Annotated in this window: 18 protein-coding genes; 2 read left to right on the forward strand and 16 right to left on the reverse strand. The window is 68.9% G+C overall.

Going from position 1 to position 14,244, the window contains the following annotated elements:
* The first annotated feature begins 93 nt into the window (after nucleotides 1-93).
* Complete coding sequence (locus tag DSM104299_RS15995; RefSeq protein WP_272472634.1) at nucleotides 94-609, forward strand: hypothetical protein; 516 nt, start codon at nucleotides 94-96, stop codon at nucleotides 607-609.
* 23 nt (nucleotides 610-632) lie between these two features.
* Here DSM104299_RS15995 and DSM104299_RS16000 read toward each other — a convergent pair whose 3' ends face one another.
* The 15 genes from DSM104299_RS16000 to DSM104299_RS16070 all read right to left on the reverse strand — a co-directional run bounded on the left by DSM104299_RS16000 (nucleotide 633) and on the right by DSM104299_RS16070 (nucleotide 10,323).
* Nucleotides 633-1,511 carry a tyrosine-type recombinase/integrase gene (locus tag DSM104299_RS16000; protein WP_272472635.1) on the reverse strand — a complete coding sequence of 293 codons (879 nt, stop codon included), beginning with the start codon at nucleotides 1,509-1,511 and terminating at the stop codon, nucleotides 633-635.
* A 169-nt stretch (nucleotides 1,512-1,680) separates the two neighbouring features.
* Nucleotides 1,681-2,301, reverse strand: a complete 621-nt coding sequence (locus DSM104299_RS16005; protein ID WP_272472636.1) for a hypothetical protein — start codon at nucleotides 2,299-2,301, stop codon at nucleotides 1,681-1,683.
* Between the two features lie 152 nt (nucleotides 2,302-2,453).
* Entirely contained in the window at nucleotides 2,454-2,654 is a 201-nt protein-coding gene (locus DSM104299_RS16010) for a hypothetical protein (RefSeq protein WP_272472637.1), read from the reverse strand.
* On the reverse strand, nucleotides 2,651-2,929 hold the full coding sequence (locus DSM104299_RS16015) for a hypothetical protein (RefSeq protein ID WP_272472638.1): 279 nt from the start codon (nucleotides 2,927-2,929) through the stop codon (nucleotides 2,651-2,653). Before DSM104299_RS16015 ends, DSM104299_RS16010 begins: the two co-directional genes overlap by 4 nt.
* Nucleotides 2,926-3,291, reverse strand: coding sequence for a hypothetical protein (locus DSM104299_RS16020; protein WP_272472639.1), 366 nt, complete (start codon nucleotides 3,289-3,291; stop codon nucleotides 2,926-2,928). Before DSM104299_RS16020 ends, DSM104299_RS16015 begins: the two co-directional genes overlap by 4 nt.
* 101 nt (nucleotides 3,292-3,392) lie before the next feature.
* Complete coding sequence (locus DSM104299_RS16025) at nucleotides 3,393-3,608, reverse strand: hypothetical protein (protein ID WP_272472640.1); 216 nt, start codon at nucleotides 3,606-3,608, stop codon at nucleotides 3,393-3,395.
* Nucleotides 3,609-3,641: 33 nt separating this feature from the next.
* A complete protein-coding gene (locus tag DSM104299_RS16030; protein WP_272478097.1) occupies nucleotides 3,642-5,165 on the reverse strand; it encodes a PD-(D/E)XK nuclease family protein in 1,524 nt (507 codons plus the stop codon).
* On the reverse strand, nucleotides 5,158-5,322 hold the full coding sequence (locus tag DSM104299_RS16035) for a hypothetical protein (protein ID WP_272472641.1): 165 nt from the start codon (nucleotides 5,320-5,322) through the stop codon (nucleotides 5,158-5,160). The genes DSM104299_RS16030 and DSM104299_RS16035 overlap by 8 nt, the downstream gene beginning before the upstream one ends.
* Nucleotides 5,319-5,618: a hypothetical protein gene (locus DSM104299_RS16040; RefSeq protein WP_272472642.1), complete on the reverse strand. Its 300-nt coding sequence runs from the start codon at nucleotides 5,616-5,618 to the stop codon at nucleotides 5,319-5,321. The genes DSM104299_RS16035 and DSM104299_RS16040 overlap by 4 nt, the downstream gene beginning before the upstream one ends.
* A gap of 225 nt (nucleotides 5,619-5,843) precedes the next feature.
* Nucleotides 5,844-6,431, reverse strand: coding sequence for a hypothetical protein (locus DSM104299_RS16045; RefSeq protein WP_272472643.1), 588 nt, complete (start codon nucleotides 6,429-6,431; stop codon nucleotides 5,844-5,846).
* Nucleotides 6,428-6,592, reverse strand: a complete 165-nt coding sequence (locus tag DSM104299_RS16050) for a hypothetical protein (protein WP_272472644.1) — start codon at nucleotides 6,590-6,592, stop codon at nucleotides 6,428-6,430. Before DSM104299_RS16050 ends, DSM104299_RS16045 begins: the two co-directional genes overlap by 4 nt.
* Nucleotides 6,589-7,473 carry an RAD52 family DNA repair protein gene (locus DSM104299_RS16055; protein WP_272472645.1) on the reverse strand — a complete coding sequence of 295 codons (885 nt, stop codon included), beginning with the start codon at nucleotides 7,471-7,473 and terminating at the stop codon, nucleotides 6,589-6,591. Before DSM104299_RS16055 ends, DSM104299_RS16050 begins: the two co-directional genes overlap by 4 nt.
* A gap of 195 nt (nucleotides 7,474-7,668) precedes the next feature.
* Nucleotides 7,669-8,628: a hypothetical protein gene (locus tag DSM104299_RS16060; RefSeq protein WP_272472646.1), complete on the reverse strand. Its 960-nt coding sequence runs from the start codon at nucleotides 8,626-8,628 to the stop codon at nucleotides 7,669-7,671.
* A 37-nt stretch (nucleotides 8,629-8,665) separates the two neighbouring features.
* Nucleotides 8,666-9,079 (reverse strand): hypothetical protein, encoded by a 414-nt coding sequence (locus DSM104299_RS16065; RefSeq protein ID WP_272472647.1) that lies wholly within the window; start codon nucleotides 9,077-9,079, stop codon nucleotides 8,666-8,668.
* A complete protein-coding gene (locus DSM104299_RS16070) occupies nucleotides 9,079-10,323 on the reverse strand; it encodes a hypothetical protein (RefSeq protein WP_272472648.1) in 1,245 nt (414 codons plus the stop codon). The genes DSM104299_RS16065 and DSM104299_RS16070 overlap by 1 nt, the downstream gene beginning before the upstream one ends.
* A 76-nt stretch (nucleotides 10,324-10,399) precedes the next feature.
* Between DSM104299_RS16070 and DSM104299_RS16075 the strand changes: the two genes are divergently transcribed.
* Complete coding sequence (locus DSM104299_RS16075) at nucleotides 10,400-10,624, forward strand: hypothetical protein (protein ID WP_272472649.1); 225 nt, start codon at nucleotides 10,400-10,402, stop codon at nucleotides 10,622-10,624.
* Here the strand turns inward: DSM104299_RS16075 and DSM104299_RS16080 are convergent.
* The gene (locus tag DSM104299_RS16080) at nucleotides 10,621-14,187 is read right to left on the reverse strand and encodes a hypothetical protein (RefSeq protein ID WP_272472650.1); all 3,567 of its coding nucleotides are present in this window, start codon (nucleotides 14,185-14,187) and stop codon (nucleotides 10,621-10,623) included. The two genes, DSM104299_RS16075 and DSM104299_RS16080, sit on opposite strands and share 4 nt — an antisense overlap.
* Nucleotides 14,188-14,244: the final 57 nt, after the last annotated feature.

The following is a 14,244-nucleotide window of genomic DNA, read 5'->3' on the forward strand; positions in this document are numbered from 1 at the left end:
CCTCCCGTGAGAGAAGAAAACTTCCTGACGGGAGACGAGTATGGGACGACCACAGGACGGAAAAACATCCTGCACTCGCCCTACGCTCTACGAATGGCAGACCACGAGCACGACGGCATGTACCGCATCGAGCACCGCCCCGACCACGCCTACACCTGCCCCGAAGGCATGAAGGGCTGCAAGGCCATCAACACGGCCGGGAACCCGTGCAACAAAGCGAAGATGCACCCCGACCACCACCTCCCCACCCTCAACCTCTTCGGGTCCGGGAACCGCTTCGCCTACCAGAACGCGAAGAAGCACTGGAGCGTCTGGCTCACCGCCGCGCTCATCCACGCACAGCTCCCCCGCGGCCTCGACTCCGTGCTTGTCGAAGGCCAGCTCTGCTTCCCCACCCACAACGCCCCCGACCAGGGCAACCACCGCTACTTCATCGAGAAGGCGCTCGGCGACGTCCTCGAGACGGGCGGCTGGCTCGCCAAGGACGACTGGGACCACTACGAGTTCGGCAACCTCGCCCGCGTCGTCCGCCCCGGCGAACGCTGGCTCTCGCTCGTCCTCATGCCCAACGCGCTGATCACCCCGGCACAGGGGCAGCTCGCGCTCTAACCGAGCGCGAGCCGTCTCCCCGTTCAGCCGGAGAACACCGGCAACATCGGCATCGCCCGCGAACGCATCGCCCCGATCACCTCACCCTGCGGCAACCCGTTCGTGTAGTTCGTCGTCACCGCGAGGTTCGCGTGTCCAAGCTGACGCTGCACGATCACGATGTTCTTGTTCTCCAAGATCAACTCACACGTCATCGTGTGCCGAAGCTGATGAGGCCGGAACCGCTTCCGGATCCCCGCCGCGGCCTGCAAGTCCGCGAACTTCTCCCGGACCTGCGACGCACCCCACGCATCCACGCCGGCCGTGCGGCCCTCGACGACGCAGAAGTAGGGGCCCGGCGGCAGCTCGGCACGAAGCCGGTTCCACGGCTCCAGCAACGGCCACAGCCACGCGTCAACGCCGATCTCGCGCTGCTTGCCGCCCTTGCCGCGCCGCACGAACACCTTGCTGGCGTCCGCGCTCAGGTCGCCCTCATGCAGACCGAGCCCCTCGCTGATCCGAACCCCGGACCGCCACAGGACCAGGACGAGCGCACGGAGCCGCTCCGCGTAGACCTCGTTCTTGCAGACCGCGCCGACGTGGTTGAGCAGCTCGACGATCTCCGCGACCGTGAACGGGTTGGGCGGATACTTCCGGCCACGGCTCGGCGCCGGCCGCCCAGCCATGTACCCCGGGATCGTCGCCGGCGACCGCTTCCGCCCGAGCTTGTCGAACAGCACCGCGTCCGGGTCGAACCCCGCACGCCGCTGCGCCGTGTCCCGAGCCCGCGCCTCGAGCTCCCGCTCGAAGTCGTCGGCCGCCTCGCGCAGCAGCACGATCGCACGCCGCAACCCGTCCGTGGTCGCGTTCTTCGCAGGAACGAGGCCGAGCGCCTCGCGAACCCCGCGCCGCCCGCCGAACACGAACGCACGCGGCGCCCCATCCTCCGGGGGGGGGGCTTGTTGATGTCGTCGTGCCAGCGACCAGCGTCAGGCTGGCCGCCGGCGTAGAGTCGACGATGCTCATGGAGATACTCCTCCGTGGGTCATGGCCCCGGGGCGTTACAGCGCCCGCGGGGCCGATCTCGTAGGTCTAGTTCGGCGCGTCCTGGTCGTCAGGAGGATCGACGCTCGACTCGACCCACAGGTCCGTCTCGGGGTCCCACACGCGCCCGGTCGGGGTGACCGTCTCCAGCTCGACGTTGATCGTCTCGGCGTGCACGCGCCACGTAGACGCGATGCCGCGTTCCTCGGCGAGGATGCAGAAGCACGTGGGGCAGATCAGCTCGTCGAACTCCCACGGGCCGTCGATCGATCCGCCGCGCATGACGGCGTTCCAGAGCGGCGACGGCGCGAACCACGACACGTTCGGCCCGCCGCAGCGCCGACAAGTCGTCTCGGGATGCTCAGCCATCGGCTGAGTACCCCGGCCGTGGACCTCGTCAAGAAGAGCAGCGGCATGGTCGCCGAACACGACCGGCTTCCCTTCCGCGTCGGCGAACCGGATGATGGTGGCGAGGACCATCTCTGCCCGTGCCCGGTACACGCTCTCCGCACGCTCGACGTCTGCGGTCGGGACCGAGTCGCCTCCGTCGAGCGTGTGAAGTGTGGCCGCGACCAGTTCCACCAGTGCGTGCGGGTGCTTAGCCACGGTCGGCCTCCTGGTTGTGCGACGGGTTCTTGTGGTCCGGCGACGGCGCGGGTTGGTCGTCAAGAGCAGGAGCTGGCTCTGAGCGCGTGACGGAGGCGTAGTCGCCCCCGTCAACGTCCCAGCCGCACTTCTCGCAGACGCCGTCCTCATCGAGCATCGCCGCGCCGTGGACCCGGTGGCGGCCGCAGTTCGGGCACGAGCCGGGACGGTAGATCTCAGGCACCCGACGACTCCCAGTCCTTGGGCCACACACCGTGCTTGGCGTGGAAGTCGCGGACCCATTGAGGCGCGGGGGCGTCGCGGATCGCTGGGCAGCAGTCCTCGGAGGGCTGGCCGGCTTGGACCCGCGCACCACACGTCGAGCAGGTCGTCATGCGGTTGGGCCAGACCTCGACGCCTTCGATTTGCTCGCTCATGAGGGCGATTCTCCCAGCGTCCCCGGGTCGCGGACATCGCCAAGGACGAGGTCCGGGTCGAGCCACACGGGGCCGTCCTGGTCCCCGTCGACCTGGATGCCGACCCGGTGGTCGGCGGCGCGGAAGCCGATCACGGACGCCGCCGTCCCGTTGACGGTCACGCGCTGGCCGGGGGTGAAGCCCGCGCCCGCCTCGCCGAGCGCGTCACGGGCGGCCGAGGCGCTCCGCAAGGCGTCCTGAAGCTCGCCGATGAGGTCGAACTTGCCCTCGGTCATCGCTTGCCCTCCGGCGGGTGGGCCTCCTTCGCTCCGTAGGTTCGATCAAGCAGCCACGTAAGCCCGAGCTCCGCGGCGAAGTCCTCGACCGCCGCCGGGAGCACGGCTCGCGGAATGTGGAGTCGACCGTGCTCCACCTGGTCGTGATGGAACCGTGCGAGCGGCACACCATCGCGCGGATCCCACACGATCTCGTCCAGCGTGACCGTGTCCCACCCCAGCACGGACTCCCAGCCCCGCGGAGACGCCTCCCACGGCAGCACAGGCTCTCCGCCAGCCCCGACACGGGAACGCCCACCGAACGGGAACTCGCGCTTCAGAACCTGCTTCGGCAGAACGTGATGAGCATCGAGCAACCCCATGGACAAGTGCTTGCACTTCCCCTTGTCCCCGGGCCACACCTCGCAACCCCAGCACCGCGCACGTCCGTTCGCGGTGACCGCACGCCAGAACTCGACGCCGGTCACGCCGCCACCCGGCCACGCAGCTCCAGCAACGCCCGGTCCAACGGCCGACGCTCCGCACCCACCGGCCGAAACGGCACAACCGTCGGCGCCGGCTTGTTCACCATCACCGCGCACACGTGCTCCCACTCCGCGGCCGCGTGCCGAACCCGATGCGCCAACCGCACCTCCCCGTGCCCCAACAGCACACGGCACAACGCGTCGATCTCCGACAAGTACAAGTTCCTCGACTCGCTCACCACGACCTCCTAGAACGGCGGCAGCGCGCCGAATCGCTCATCCAGCGACAGATCCCGACCGTCTTCCTTGGCCTGGTCCTTCCGGATCTGATCGCCCCACTTGACTGCGTACGCCCGAGACATGCGCTCGTCCGCATCACCATCCATTTCCGCCGCCAGCTCCTCGGCCGACAACACGCGCTTCCGAAACGAGTTCGTCGACCCCGTCTTCACCCAGTAGTCGAAGTCGAACTCCTCCCCCAACTCCGCCGCCCGCGCGACCGCGGTCTTCAGCCCCTCCCAGTCCGCCTTGCCCTGCGACTTCCGCACACTCCGCGACTGCGACGACTTGAACTCCTTCACCTTGTCCGCCCCGTACCGCACACGGCCCCCGTGCTCCCCAGCCCAACGCTTCACCTCGTCGTTCACCTTCGCCACCCGGTCCCCCATCACGTCCGCCCACGACGCCGCCTCCGACGCCTTCTCCTCCGAATCGATCGCCCCATGCCACGACCGCAGATGCGCCGGCAACGGACACTCCGAGCGAGCAGGACACTCGTTGCAATGCCCCCCGTCCACAGCAGGGAAGAGACCCGTCTCCCGCGCACCGTCAAGCTGCGCGATCAACCGCTCGAGGTCCCGGCGGAAGTCCTGAAGCTGCGTCCGCGTCAACCAGTTCTCCCGCTGCTGCAAACGCAGCGTCCCGTCCGCCTGCGTCTCCAGGAACCGCGGGTAGAGCTCCCGCGTCCGGATCCGCTGCAAGCCGCCGCCGATCGCCGGCAACCGCACCTCGACCGAGCCACGCTCCCCGCAGGTCGAGCACGGCACCTCCGCGCTCTGGTTCTCCGGACCGACCTGGACCACGTGCCTCTTCCCCGAGCACGCATCGCACGCCACGCGCTCGACCGGTTGCCCGAACGCCAACAGCAGCGCGTACAACCAGCCCTGGAACCCCTTCTCGTAGTCGTCCTGCTCGGGCCGATTCCACGACGTCTTGTAGTCGTCGACACCGCCCGTGATCCCGTCGATCGTGCAGAGGTCCACGATCCCGGAGATCTCGTGCCCGGCCACGTCGAGGATGAACTTCCGCTCGACGCCGGCGATCGTCACCGGGTCGACCTTGACCCCGATCGCCCAGTGGTAGGCCATGATCCGCACGGCCTCCATCTCGGCGTGCGGCACGACCAGCTCCGGATGCTCGCGAGCGACCTCATCGACGATCGTTGCGGTCATCGACGCGATCTGCCGCGCCGCCGTCTCCGGGTCCTCCTCGATCAGCAGCCCGTGCTGGTCCTGCGTGAACTCGGGCTCGAGGTAGGACTCGGCGTCGGCGACGATCAGGTCCTCGGTCATCCGCTTGTACACGAGGTGCGCGAGCGAGCCACGGTCGAGCTGATGCCCCGGCGTCCCGCCGCTGTACTTCACGTACAAGTACGCCGAGCGAAGGCACGTGTCGGCCTTCTTCAACAACGTCTGGCTGTACCGATCCGACCACCCGACGATCGCGGGGACGGGCGGCAAGGTCTTCAGGTTCAAGCGCTCGAGGTCACTCATCGCGCACCCGACCGCAGATCGACCAGCACACCAGCCGAAGCCATAGCAGCCGGGCGCGGCCAGCGTCACGCTCGTCGGGGCGTGCGGCGTCGACGACCGCCGCGACCATCAGCCCCACGAACACGGACGTGATCGCCGCGTAGGTCAGCAGCGTCACGGGCCCACCACCCGATCCTGCTCGACCCGGGCGCGCTCGTGCAGCACACCCATCGCCATCACCTGCACCAACGCATCCGCCATCACCTGACACCGCGGATCCCCGGACAGCAGCGCCGTCACGTCGATCGCGTGCGCCATCTGATGCATCCGCTCACGGGCAGCGTCGACGTCCAGGTCCAGCCCGGACAGCACGAGCAGGCTCAGCTCCGGCGGCGGCGTCTTGTCCGGTCCCGCGGCCGAGTCCATCCGTGCGTAGAACTGCTCCATCGCCGTGTCCAACAGCGAGCTGCTCACCGTGTCCTCCGTCGTTCGTTCAGGTCGCGCCGCACCCGCGGCGCCCGTCGCTCCCATCGCACGGCGGTCGCGGCGATCAACGCCGCGTACACGCCGAGCACCAACAGCAGCCCCGTCATCACACGACCCGTGTCGTGCCGGCGACGGTCTGCCCGGCCCACTGGTGCATCGGGCAGTCGAGCTTGTGCCACGCGTGCGGAACGCCCGTGTCCATCTGCGCAGCGGTCATGCCACACCCGGCCAGTCGACACGCTCGCCACGGGCTGCCGCCAGCAGTGCTTGTTCAAGCTCTTGGAGTTCCTGAAGAACTTGCTCCTGCGCGTCGCGCCTTCTCAGCAGGGTCCGTCGCGCGCAGATGTGGCCCGCAAGTCGCTGAAGCTGAGTGGCGGGCACGAGCGCGTGCGTGCGCTCCACGCCCGCCGCGATCGCACGAACATGGAAGGGCAGGAGCTTTGGCATCCCCTGGCGAGCCGATTCGTCGACCGTCTCGACCGCGAGGCGCAGCGCCTCCCGCGCCTCGTCACGCTCCGCGCGCAGCAGGGACGGCTCGACGCCCGCCATGACCTCGCAGGCGCGGCCAACGGCGGGCGCAAGCGCCGCGGGGAAGGCGCCATGGCGCACCAGGTCGTCGGAGGCCGCGATGACCGCCTCAAGCGCCTCTCCACGCTCGGCGGCCACGCTCTCGTAGTCGTAGCCCGCGGGCTCGGCCTCCAGCTTGTCGGCCAGGACGCGAGCCTCACGGTCGTCATAGCGCTCCGGGAAGCGCAGCATCTCCGCAGCCCGCGCGCGTTCGTCTGGGGTGAGCGGACTCATGCCGCCGCCTTCCGCACCGCGGCCAACACCTTGCGCCACTCATCCCGCCTCGCGTTGCGCCGCTGATCCGCGGTGAACGGATGGTCCGGCTGCCGGTGATCGCGCCGCTCCGCGTGCGCGCACCGCTGCGCCGCCTTGCGCTCCCGGTCCCGGCGCGTCATGCCGCCACCTTCACGCGCGCGTCCGCGATCAGGTCCTGCAACCGCACCAACAACTCCCGCAACCCCTCATGCGACCCCTGCGCCGCCTTCAACTCCGCCTGGAACGCCCCGGCCAACATCACCTTCCGGTCCACACCACGCAGCTCCTGATACGCCGCCTCGATCTGCGCACGGAGATCCGTCGCCATCGCGTCGTCCAACGCGTCAGGCGCAGCCGTAGCCGTCTCCGTGTCGTCCTCCGACTCCGTCTCAGCCGGCGCCTCCGCCGGCATGTCGCTGATCCAGTCGACATCACCGTGATCCAACGGCGGACCGAAGTGCGGCTTCCCCGTGTGCTCCAACCACTCCACGTAGCCGGCCTTCAAGCTCGCATGCCCCGAAGGCGTCAACGCCAGCGACGCCTTCTCCCCGCCACCGACCTTCTTCAACGCACCGCCCGCCGCCTCCAGCGTCCAAGCAGTCTGCGGCAACGCGTACACCGACACACCCACCCCGAACTGGACCGCCGCACGCTTCAGCGCATCCGAGATCAAGTCCTTCGACAACCCCTTCGACGACTGACCCACATCGATCCGCGACGTCCCGAAGACCGTCAGCTCGCACATCATCAGGTCCGGCTTCGACGTCGGCGAGTACTTCGCCGTCCAGAACGCCGCAGCCACCGCGTTCAACCGCTCGATCACGAGCCGCGCATCGATGTACGCGACGATCACCGCGCCCTTCTTCTCAGGGCCCTTCGGCCACGTCGACTGCACCTTCCACCGCACGGCCTCCGCCGAGAACGGCCGCCGCAGATGCGGCAGCGCCTGCTCAAGGTCATCGATCGGCAACGACTGTGCGAGGAGCCGCGCGTGCAGCTCGTCCTTCTTCTGCTCGTCCATGTCCACCTCCCCAGGTGGGTCATGTCCCACGGTGTCGCACCAGGGCGTCCGTAGGACTTCTACGTCCTATGTTCGCCCCACTCTAACCACACCACGGACGGAACAGGAAAAATTCCGTCTACACCGTCCACGCAGCGACACCACGCGACGCGAGCCCCGACGCAAATAGCGACGCCGGGACCCGCGAAGCGACTCCTACGCCTTGCAGCGCGCCGGCGTCGGCTTGTGCGCGGCGCGGTAGCGCTTCTCGCACAACCGGCGGGCGTCGACCACCAGCGCCCGCACCGCACCACGCGGGACCTGGCCAGGCCGGGAACCACCACGCCACGGAGCCGTATCCACGTGACCGCCACCACACGGACCCAGCTCGCTGTGATCGCTGATCCCCGCCCGCAACGGCGTGCAGCTCCGGGTGCGCGCGGAACGCAACGGGATGTCCCACCGCTTCGACGCGTCATTGAGGATCCCGAGCAACAGCTTCCGGCCGGGACCATCGATCAGATTGCGATCGGACGGAGTCGCCGTGTTGATGATCTCGAAGCTGATCGACCACGGGTTGGCCGCCGCCTGTGTCCACGGCTTGTCGCTCTCCCGCACCAGATAGAGACAGTGGGCCTCACGGTCGAGCGTGTACGTCGAGCTCGCCTGCGAACGCGGCTGGTTGAACTGGACGCCGATCGCGTTGACATCAGCCCAGCCGGGCACGTTGCGGCTGACGGTCTCGTGCAGCTCGAGCAGACGCGGCGCGACGCCACGGCGCGAGCTGTAGTTCACCACGAACCGCGACAGACAACCCCGCTGCGAAGGCGCAGCATCGGCACCGACCAATGGCAGCTGATCGTCGTGCGCGGCCTGATCCTGCGCAGCCACGTTGCCAGCAGTCGGGTTCTCGGCGCGAAGATCCTCGCCGACCTCACCCGTCTTGGCCTGCGCCACGACGACCGCCGGTGCAGTCACCGTCGTGTCGGGCAGCCGGTCTGCGTCACCCGAGTCGACAGCCGCCGTCAGCGGCCCCGGTAGATGACTCGGGATCGTGACCGTGTGCGCCGGCCGCGGGCCCGGACCGTCCGTGTCGATCACCAGGACCGTGCCGCCGAGCACCGCGAGCAAGGCCACGACAACGGCCACCAGCTTCTTCATCAAGGGCGTGTTCATGCGGGCGACCGTAGGACGATCACCGGACACAAACGCCCTACTCGCGCCACCCCGTCCGGATCCCCGGATCGGTCGCACGCGCCGACCGCGGACGCTGCGTCGCCTCCAACGCCCCCCGCACCGCCGCACGCTCCGACGTCGCGAACACGTCCAACGTCGCCTCTATCGCCACGAACCGCAACTGCCCCGCGTCCAACCGATCGTTCACCCGCACCATCTGCGCCTCCTGCCGCTCCATCCGCTCAGGCAGATCAGACGTCACCGCGAGGTGAATCTCACGCGCCCGCGCCGCACCACCACGCACCGTCCCGCCGATGAACCGCAACGCCCCAAGCGCCGCCGCCGCCAACACCAAGTCCTGCATCAACGCCGGCAACGACGCAAACGCAGCGATCACCGCCGCGAGCCCGACCCACGCGAGCCCCATCGCCTTCCCTTCAAGGAGCCCCATCAGCGACCGGGGTTGAGCCCGGTGTGCACGTGGTTGTAGTGGTTACCGCCCACCAGCGACCGCCAGATGATCTGCACACGGCCCTTCGGCGTCTCGATGTTCCACAAGCCACCCTTCCGCGCCTGCGCATACGCATCCGCGAACGACACCTTCTTGCCCGCCTCCCCGTACGCCACCTGCAACGCGTGCGCCGCGATCAAGTCACCCTTCTTCCCCGCCGCGCCGTCCTGCCGCGCATCACCGCCCACCCCGAGATCCGCCGCGTTCCCGTCCCAATGGTCCGACACGTTCCCCGACGTCGTCATCCGGTTGTGGTTCGTGCCAGTCGTGACCTCGACCGTCCTCCCACTCCGCGACGACAGCTCGTGCAAGAAGCTCAAGATCGGCTTCTGCAGCCCATGCCCCGCACGCTCCGCCGCCTCCCCGACCACGACCTTCCCACCCGACCGAGCAGTACTCGCACTCGGAGACGCCTGCGAGCCCGTCTCGGCCGTCGTGCCAGTCGAATCCGGGGCAGACGTCGTCTGAGACGTCTGCGTCGTCAGAGCCGGCTCCATCGCCGCGACCCCCCGCAACAACGACGACAAGTCCGCGCCCTGCGACCCACCACCACCCGAGCCCTGCGCCTGCTGATACCCCTGCGGCAACGCCGGCGCCGCACTGAACGACGGGGCCGCCACCCCCGCCGACGCCGGACCTTCGGGCTTACTCGCCGCCTGCGACTGCGCGAGCAGCCCCGCAAGATCCGGAACGTCCGACGTGGCGACCGACGACACCGGCGCAGCCTCCGGATATGCCGCCTCAGTCGTCGCCTGCCTGGACGACGGCGCGCCCTTCAGCGATCCGACCTTCTGACCCAAGATGTAGCCCGCGTACGTCGGGTCGCCCGGGTTGTAGCCCTCAAGGCCCGTCGACCCGTTGATCTTCCCGCGCAGATGCAGCTCCGTCGCATGCACGGCCTGGTCGATCGACGCCCACGGATCAAGCCCGAACTTCCGGATCGCCTCCTGCCGCGACCCGGGCATGAACTGCCCCCACGCCTTCGCACCAGCACCCGACACCTTGCCGCCCGCTGCGTCCGGGTCGCTCAGCGCCGAGCTCTCCCCCTGCAACAGCTTCGCCAGAAGGCCCTCCCCGGAAAGATGCCCACCGGTGACCGGGTTCGTGTACTGCGCCGCAATCGCATCGACGGACGGTCCGTACTTGTGGATCGCCGCGAGAAGTTGAGAGCGGGCGTTGGCCACGCGCAGAGCGTAGGGCGACAGCAGGACGCGCACGAGTCCCTAGCTTCTCCGCGTATCGCGCTGCACTGTTCAGCGGGTGAAGCTCGTGAAGCCTGCCGTTGCGACCATCATCGGCCTCACCATCGCCGGCGCGCTCCTGTGGAGCGCTGGCGAGAAGCACGTAGAGAACTGCCACCGCTTCTACAACAAGGCCCACTGCAACTTGCTGCCCTGGAGCGGCACGATCACGCCGGCACCGCCGCTCACCCAAGAGCAGCAACAGTCGCTGCTGCGCGCACGGCGGGCTGCCGGACAGCCCTAGCCTGCTGCCGCGAGCCGCGCCTCGCGCAACAGCATGTCCCGCTCACGGTCGCTGACCTTCGGCTGTGCCTGGTGCGCCTCCTGCAACAGCATCTCCGTCTCGCGATCCACGGGCTTCGGCGGCCCCTGCTGCGCCCGCTGCAACTTCTCCACCTGGAAGTCCAACGCCTTGATCCGCTGCCGGATCACGAAGTACTCGTGCGTCGGATGATCACCGTTCACACCCTGCTGATTCAACGCGCCCGCGCGCCGGTTGAGCAGCGCCAGCTCCTTGTAGGCATTCGTGACCTCGGTCGACGCCGCGGCGTTCTCGTCCAACGGATCCAACCGCACACCCGACAGCCCGGCGACCAACTTCGCCGTCTCGCCCTGGCCGCGACGGTTCGTGCCCGGTGACGCCAACTGCTGCACCAGGCTGGCCGGACCCGGAATCGCCTTTGCGACGTAGTCGGCCTTCCCGCGCCACCCCCACGTCTTCTTCCCCGTGCGCTTGTCCACGTAGTCCGGCGTGATCCCCAACCCGGCCCAGTACTTCTTCGGCACGTGCTGCACCCACGACGGAGCCGCCACCAACGGCCGACGCTCGTCCTCAATCGGCCGACGGAAGAACGCCGACTCGTTCGCCCACATCTCCGCCGGGTCCTTCACGATCGGGTTCAACAGCCCCGCCGTGAACTGGCCCAGCTCGTCCAAGTAGTCGGACAGGTTCGTGCTCGTCGGCACCTCGTTCAGCAGCGTCAGCGGCAGCTGGGCGGACACGGCGACGATTCGCCCGCCGATCTTGATCACGAACGGCGCCTGCCGCTGCTGGTACAGCTGCATCCGCGACCGCTGCTCGTCCTCCGACAGCCCCGTGCTCTTGCCGACCTCCTCCCGGGCCTTCTCGATCGTCGCGTACTTCCCCGGGTTCGTGATCAGCTTCTTCGCGTGCAGCGGCAGCGCCCGCGCGCTGAACGTGTAGAACGGCAACGCACGCCGCAGATACCGCCGCTCCGTCTCCGTCAGGTCCCCGTAGTCGATGTGGATCGACGCCGCGAGATCCGCCGCCTCCGCCTCCGGCAGCCCCTTGTCCAAGCCGTGCTTGTAGGTCGCGATCCGGAACAGATCCTCACGGTTCTGCATCCACCGCTTCACACGGTCCCCGGTACCGCGCTTCACCTTGCTCGGCGCACCGACCTTCCCCTTCGTCAGATCCTCGAGCTCACGACCGACGTAGCCCGACCGGATCACGCCGTGCTTCTTCGCCCCCGCCAGGAAGTCGTCCAACGGCATCCGCTGCCCAGCGACCTTGATCGTGCTCGCGCTCTTCTTCGGCGTCACGCGAACCTTGCCGGCCTCACGCTCCTGCTCGGAGACGCGTCGCAGCGCCTTAGACGCCTGCCCAGTGTTCCGGACAAGCGAACCACCCGGCTGCCCCAAGAACCCCATCTGCGCGTCACCGATCGCGTTGCGCACATGGAACCCCGGCGTCGCAGTCGCGACCCGCTTGAACCCACCCGTCGCCTTGTCCACCAACTGCCCCGACTTGTGCTTCGCCCGCGCCGGCTGCGTCGACGCCAACGTGTCCTCCACGACCCCACGATCCAACACCACGTACTGACCCTGCGGCGCACCCGCGTCGCCCGGCTTGTGCCCCAGCACCCGCTGCAACTCAGACTCGTCGACCTCCCGCAACCCGAACCGGCCACGGCCCGCGCCCGACCGCAGCACAACCTCGCCACCGGCCTTCGAATCCGCGAGATGCGTCGAGGTCTTCGACCCCGGCTCGAACCCCAGCCGGTACACGGCCTCCCCGTCCTTCAGATGCAACGTCCCCTGCCCCGGCTTCACGGCCCGCCCCGTCTTCGCCATCGCCTTCAGGAAGTCAGACTTCGCCGCAGTCCGCGCCGTCTCCGTGAGGTAGTTCAACGCCACCAACGGCACGTTCGTGCTGAACGGCTCCTTCCCCTCAGCCACCCGCTCCGGGTTGATCTCATGGATCCCGCGACGATCGCTACGCGTCGCCGCAGACCCCGGCCGCGTCACCGTCCGACCACCCGCACCACGGCGCGCCTGCACACCCTCCACGGCCTGATCGCTGATCCCAAGACCCTGCTCGAGCACGTCCTGCCGCGCATGCGGGAAGTAGTCGCGGATCGTGCCCTCGCCCAGCCCCGCGTGTTTACGCACCGTCTTCGCATGCCGGAACCGCGACCGCAGCACCACCGCGGCGCTGTGCAGCTCCGCCGGCAACTTCGACACGGTCCGCGTCTCGATCGCGCGGATCACCTTCTCGTAGTTGGCCGCCCCGATGTCCTTGTGCAACGCCCGCGCGAACGCCTGGTTCTCGCGGTCGGCATGGTTCGTCGCCGCACGCGCCTGCCGGGCAGCACGACGCGCACCCTCGAACGCCTGGCTGTCCACCCCGGCCGGCGCGATCGTCGGCCGCACCTCACGCACCAGCTCCCGCGCACCCCCAGCCGCCTGCTGCCCCCGCGCCGCCACCCGACCAGCACCAGGTGCACGACCCGCAGCCCCGGCGACCTTGCCCGCGCCGCGTCCAACCGCCGCCGACCCACGCCGCACCCCCGGAACCTCACGACCACCGAACCGGACCGTCGCGCCACTGCCCTTCGGCGCCGCGACCGTCGCACGCTTCGCCGCACGCTCCGTCACCTGCCGCACCGCCTGCTCACGCGCCCGCCGCGCAGCCTCCCGACCAGCCGACGCCGCCTCATCCGCCGACTTGCCCGCCTTCTTCGCCGCGCGCACAGCCTCGCGCGCCGCGGTCTTCGCCGCCTCCTCGCCAAACCCCGCAGCCGCTGCACGCTTCGCCGTGTCCGCAGCCGCCTTCTCCGCAGCATGGCTCGCAACCCCACCGGCACCGAACGTCACATAGGTCGTCGGATCCGCCGCAACATCGAGCGCGAACCCGCCGACACCCTGCACCGCCTTCGGCGCCCCCGCATGCTTCAACACGTCCGAGAACAACGCGCGGTCCTTGCCCTCGATCCCGCGCGTCGCCGCATGATGCGCCGCCCCCGCACCCTTGCCCTCCACCAACGCATCCGCCGCCCCAGCGATCGCATGCCCCGGCCGCGCCGTGAAGTCCAACACCTTCAACACCCCGGCACCAACCGGACCCGCGCTCCCATACGCGTCGCCCGTCCCCAACCCACCACTGAACACCTTGATCCGACCAGCCCGAACCAAGTTCTTCACCAACGGATGATCCGGCGTGTAACCGCCCTCCGGACCGTGACCCTCGAACCGCTGGTTCTTGACCACGTGCTCGGCGATCTTGTCCATCGCCGAGCTGACGATCTTCTGCCGATCCTTCTCCGACAGCCGATCCGAATCGCCCTTCGTGTCCTTGACCTCGGAGTAGCGGCGCCGCGCCGTCCCGATCGCCCGATCCGACGCCGGACGCCCCCGCGCCACATCAGCCGCACCCTTCGTGTCACGAACCTCGCTCTGCCGCCGCTGCGCCGGCGTCTTCGCCGGCGCACGAGCCGGAGCGATCCGCGGCGCCCGCGGCGTCGTATCCGCAAACACCCCCACCGGCCCCGGCGCACGAACACCCACCGGCCCCCTCGGAGACGCCTTCCGCGGCTTCTGACGCCGCTTCGCAGGTGACCCCGA

The organism is Baekduia alba (assembly GCF_028416635.1).
Taxonomy (GTDB): Bacteria; Actinomycetota; Thermoleophilia; order Solirubrobacterales; family Solirubrobacteraceae; genus Baekduia; species Baekduia alba.

Excerpts from the sequence above, each read along its gene's own strand:
- DSM104299_RS15995 (WP_272472634.1), top strand. The coding sequence starts at position 94 with ATGGCAGACCACGAGCACGACGGCATGTACCGCATCGAGCACCGCCCC.
- DSM104299_RS16010 (WP_272472637.1), bottom strand. The coding sequence starts at position 2,654 with ATGAGCGAGCAAATCGAAGGCGTCGAGGTCTGGCCCAACCGCATGACG.
- DSM104299_RS16015 (WP_272472638.1), bottom strand. The coding sequence starts at position 2,929 with ATGACCGAGGGCAAGTTCGACCTCATCGGCGAGCTTCAGGACGCCTTG.
- DSM104299_RS16020 (WP_272472639.1), bottom strand. The coding sequence starts at position 3,291 with ATGGGGTTGCTCGATGCTCATCACGTTCTGCCGAAGCAGGTTCTGAAG.
- DSM104299_RS16030 (WP_272478097.1), bottom strand. The coding sequence starts at position 5,165 with ATGAGTGACCTCGAGCGCTTGAACCTGAAGACCTTGCCGCCCGTCCCC.
- DSM104299_RS16045 (WP_272472643.1), bottom strand. The coding sequence starts at position 6,431 with ATGAGTCCGCTCACCCCAGACGAACGCGCGCGGGCTGCGGAGATGCTG.
- DSM104299_RS16050 (WP_272472644.1), bottom strand. The coding sequence starts at position 6,592 with ATGACGCGCCGGGACCGGGAGCGCAAGGCGGCGCAGCGGTGCGCGCAC.
- DSM104299_RS16055 (WP_272472645.1), bottom strand. The coding sequence starts at position 7,473 with ATGGACGAGCAGAAGAAGGACGAGCTGCACGCGCGGCTCCTCGCACAG.
- DSM104299_RS16060 (WP_272472646.1), bottom strand. The coding sequence starts at position 8,628 with ATGAACACGCCCTTGATGAAGAAGCTGGTGGCCGTTGTCGTGGCCTTG.
- DSM104299_RS16065 (WP_272472647.1), bottom strand. The coding sequence starts at position 9,079 with ATGGGGCTCCTTGAAGGGAAGGCGATGGGGCTCGCGTGGGTCGGGCTC.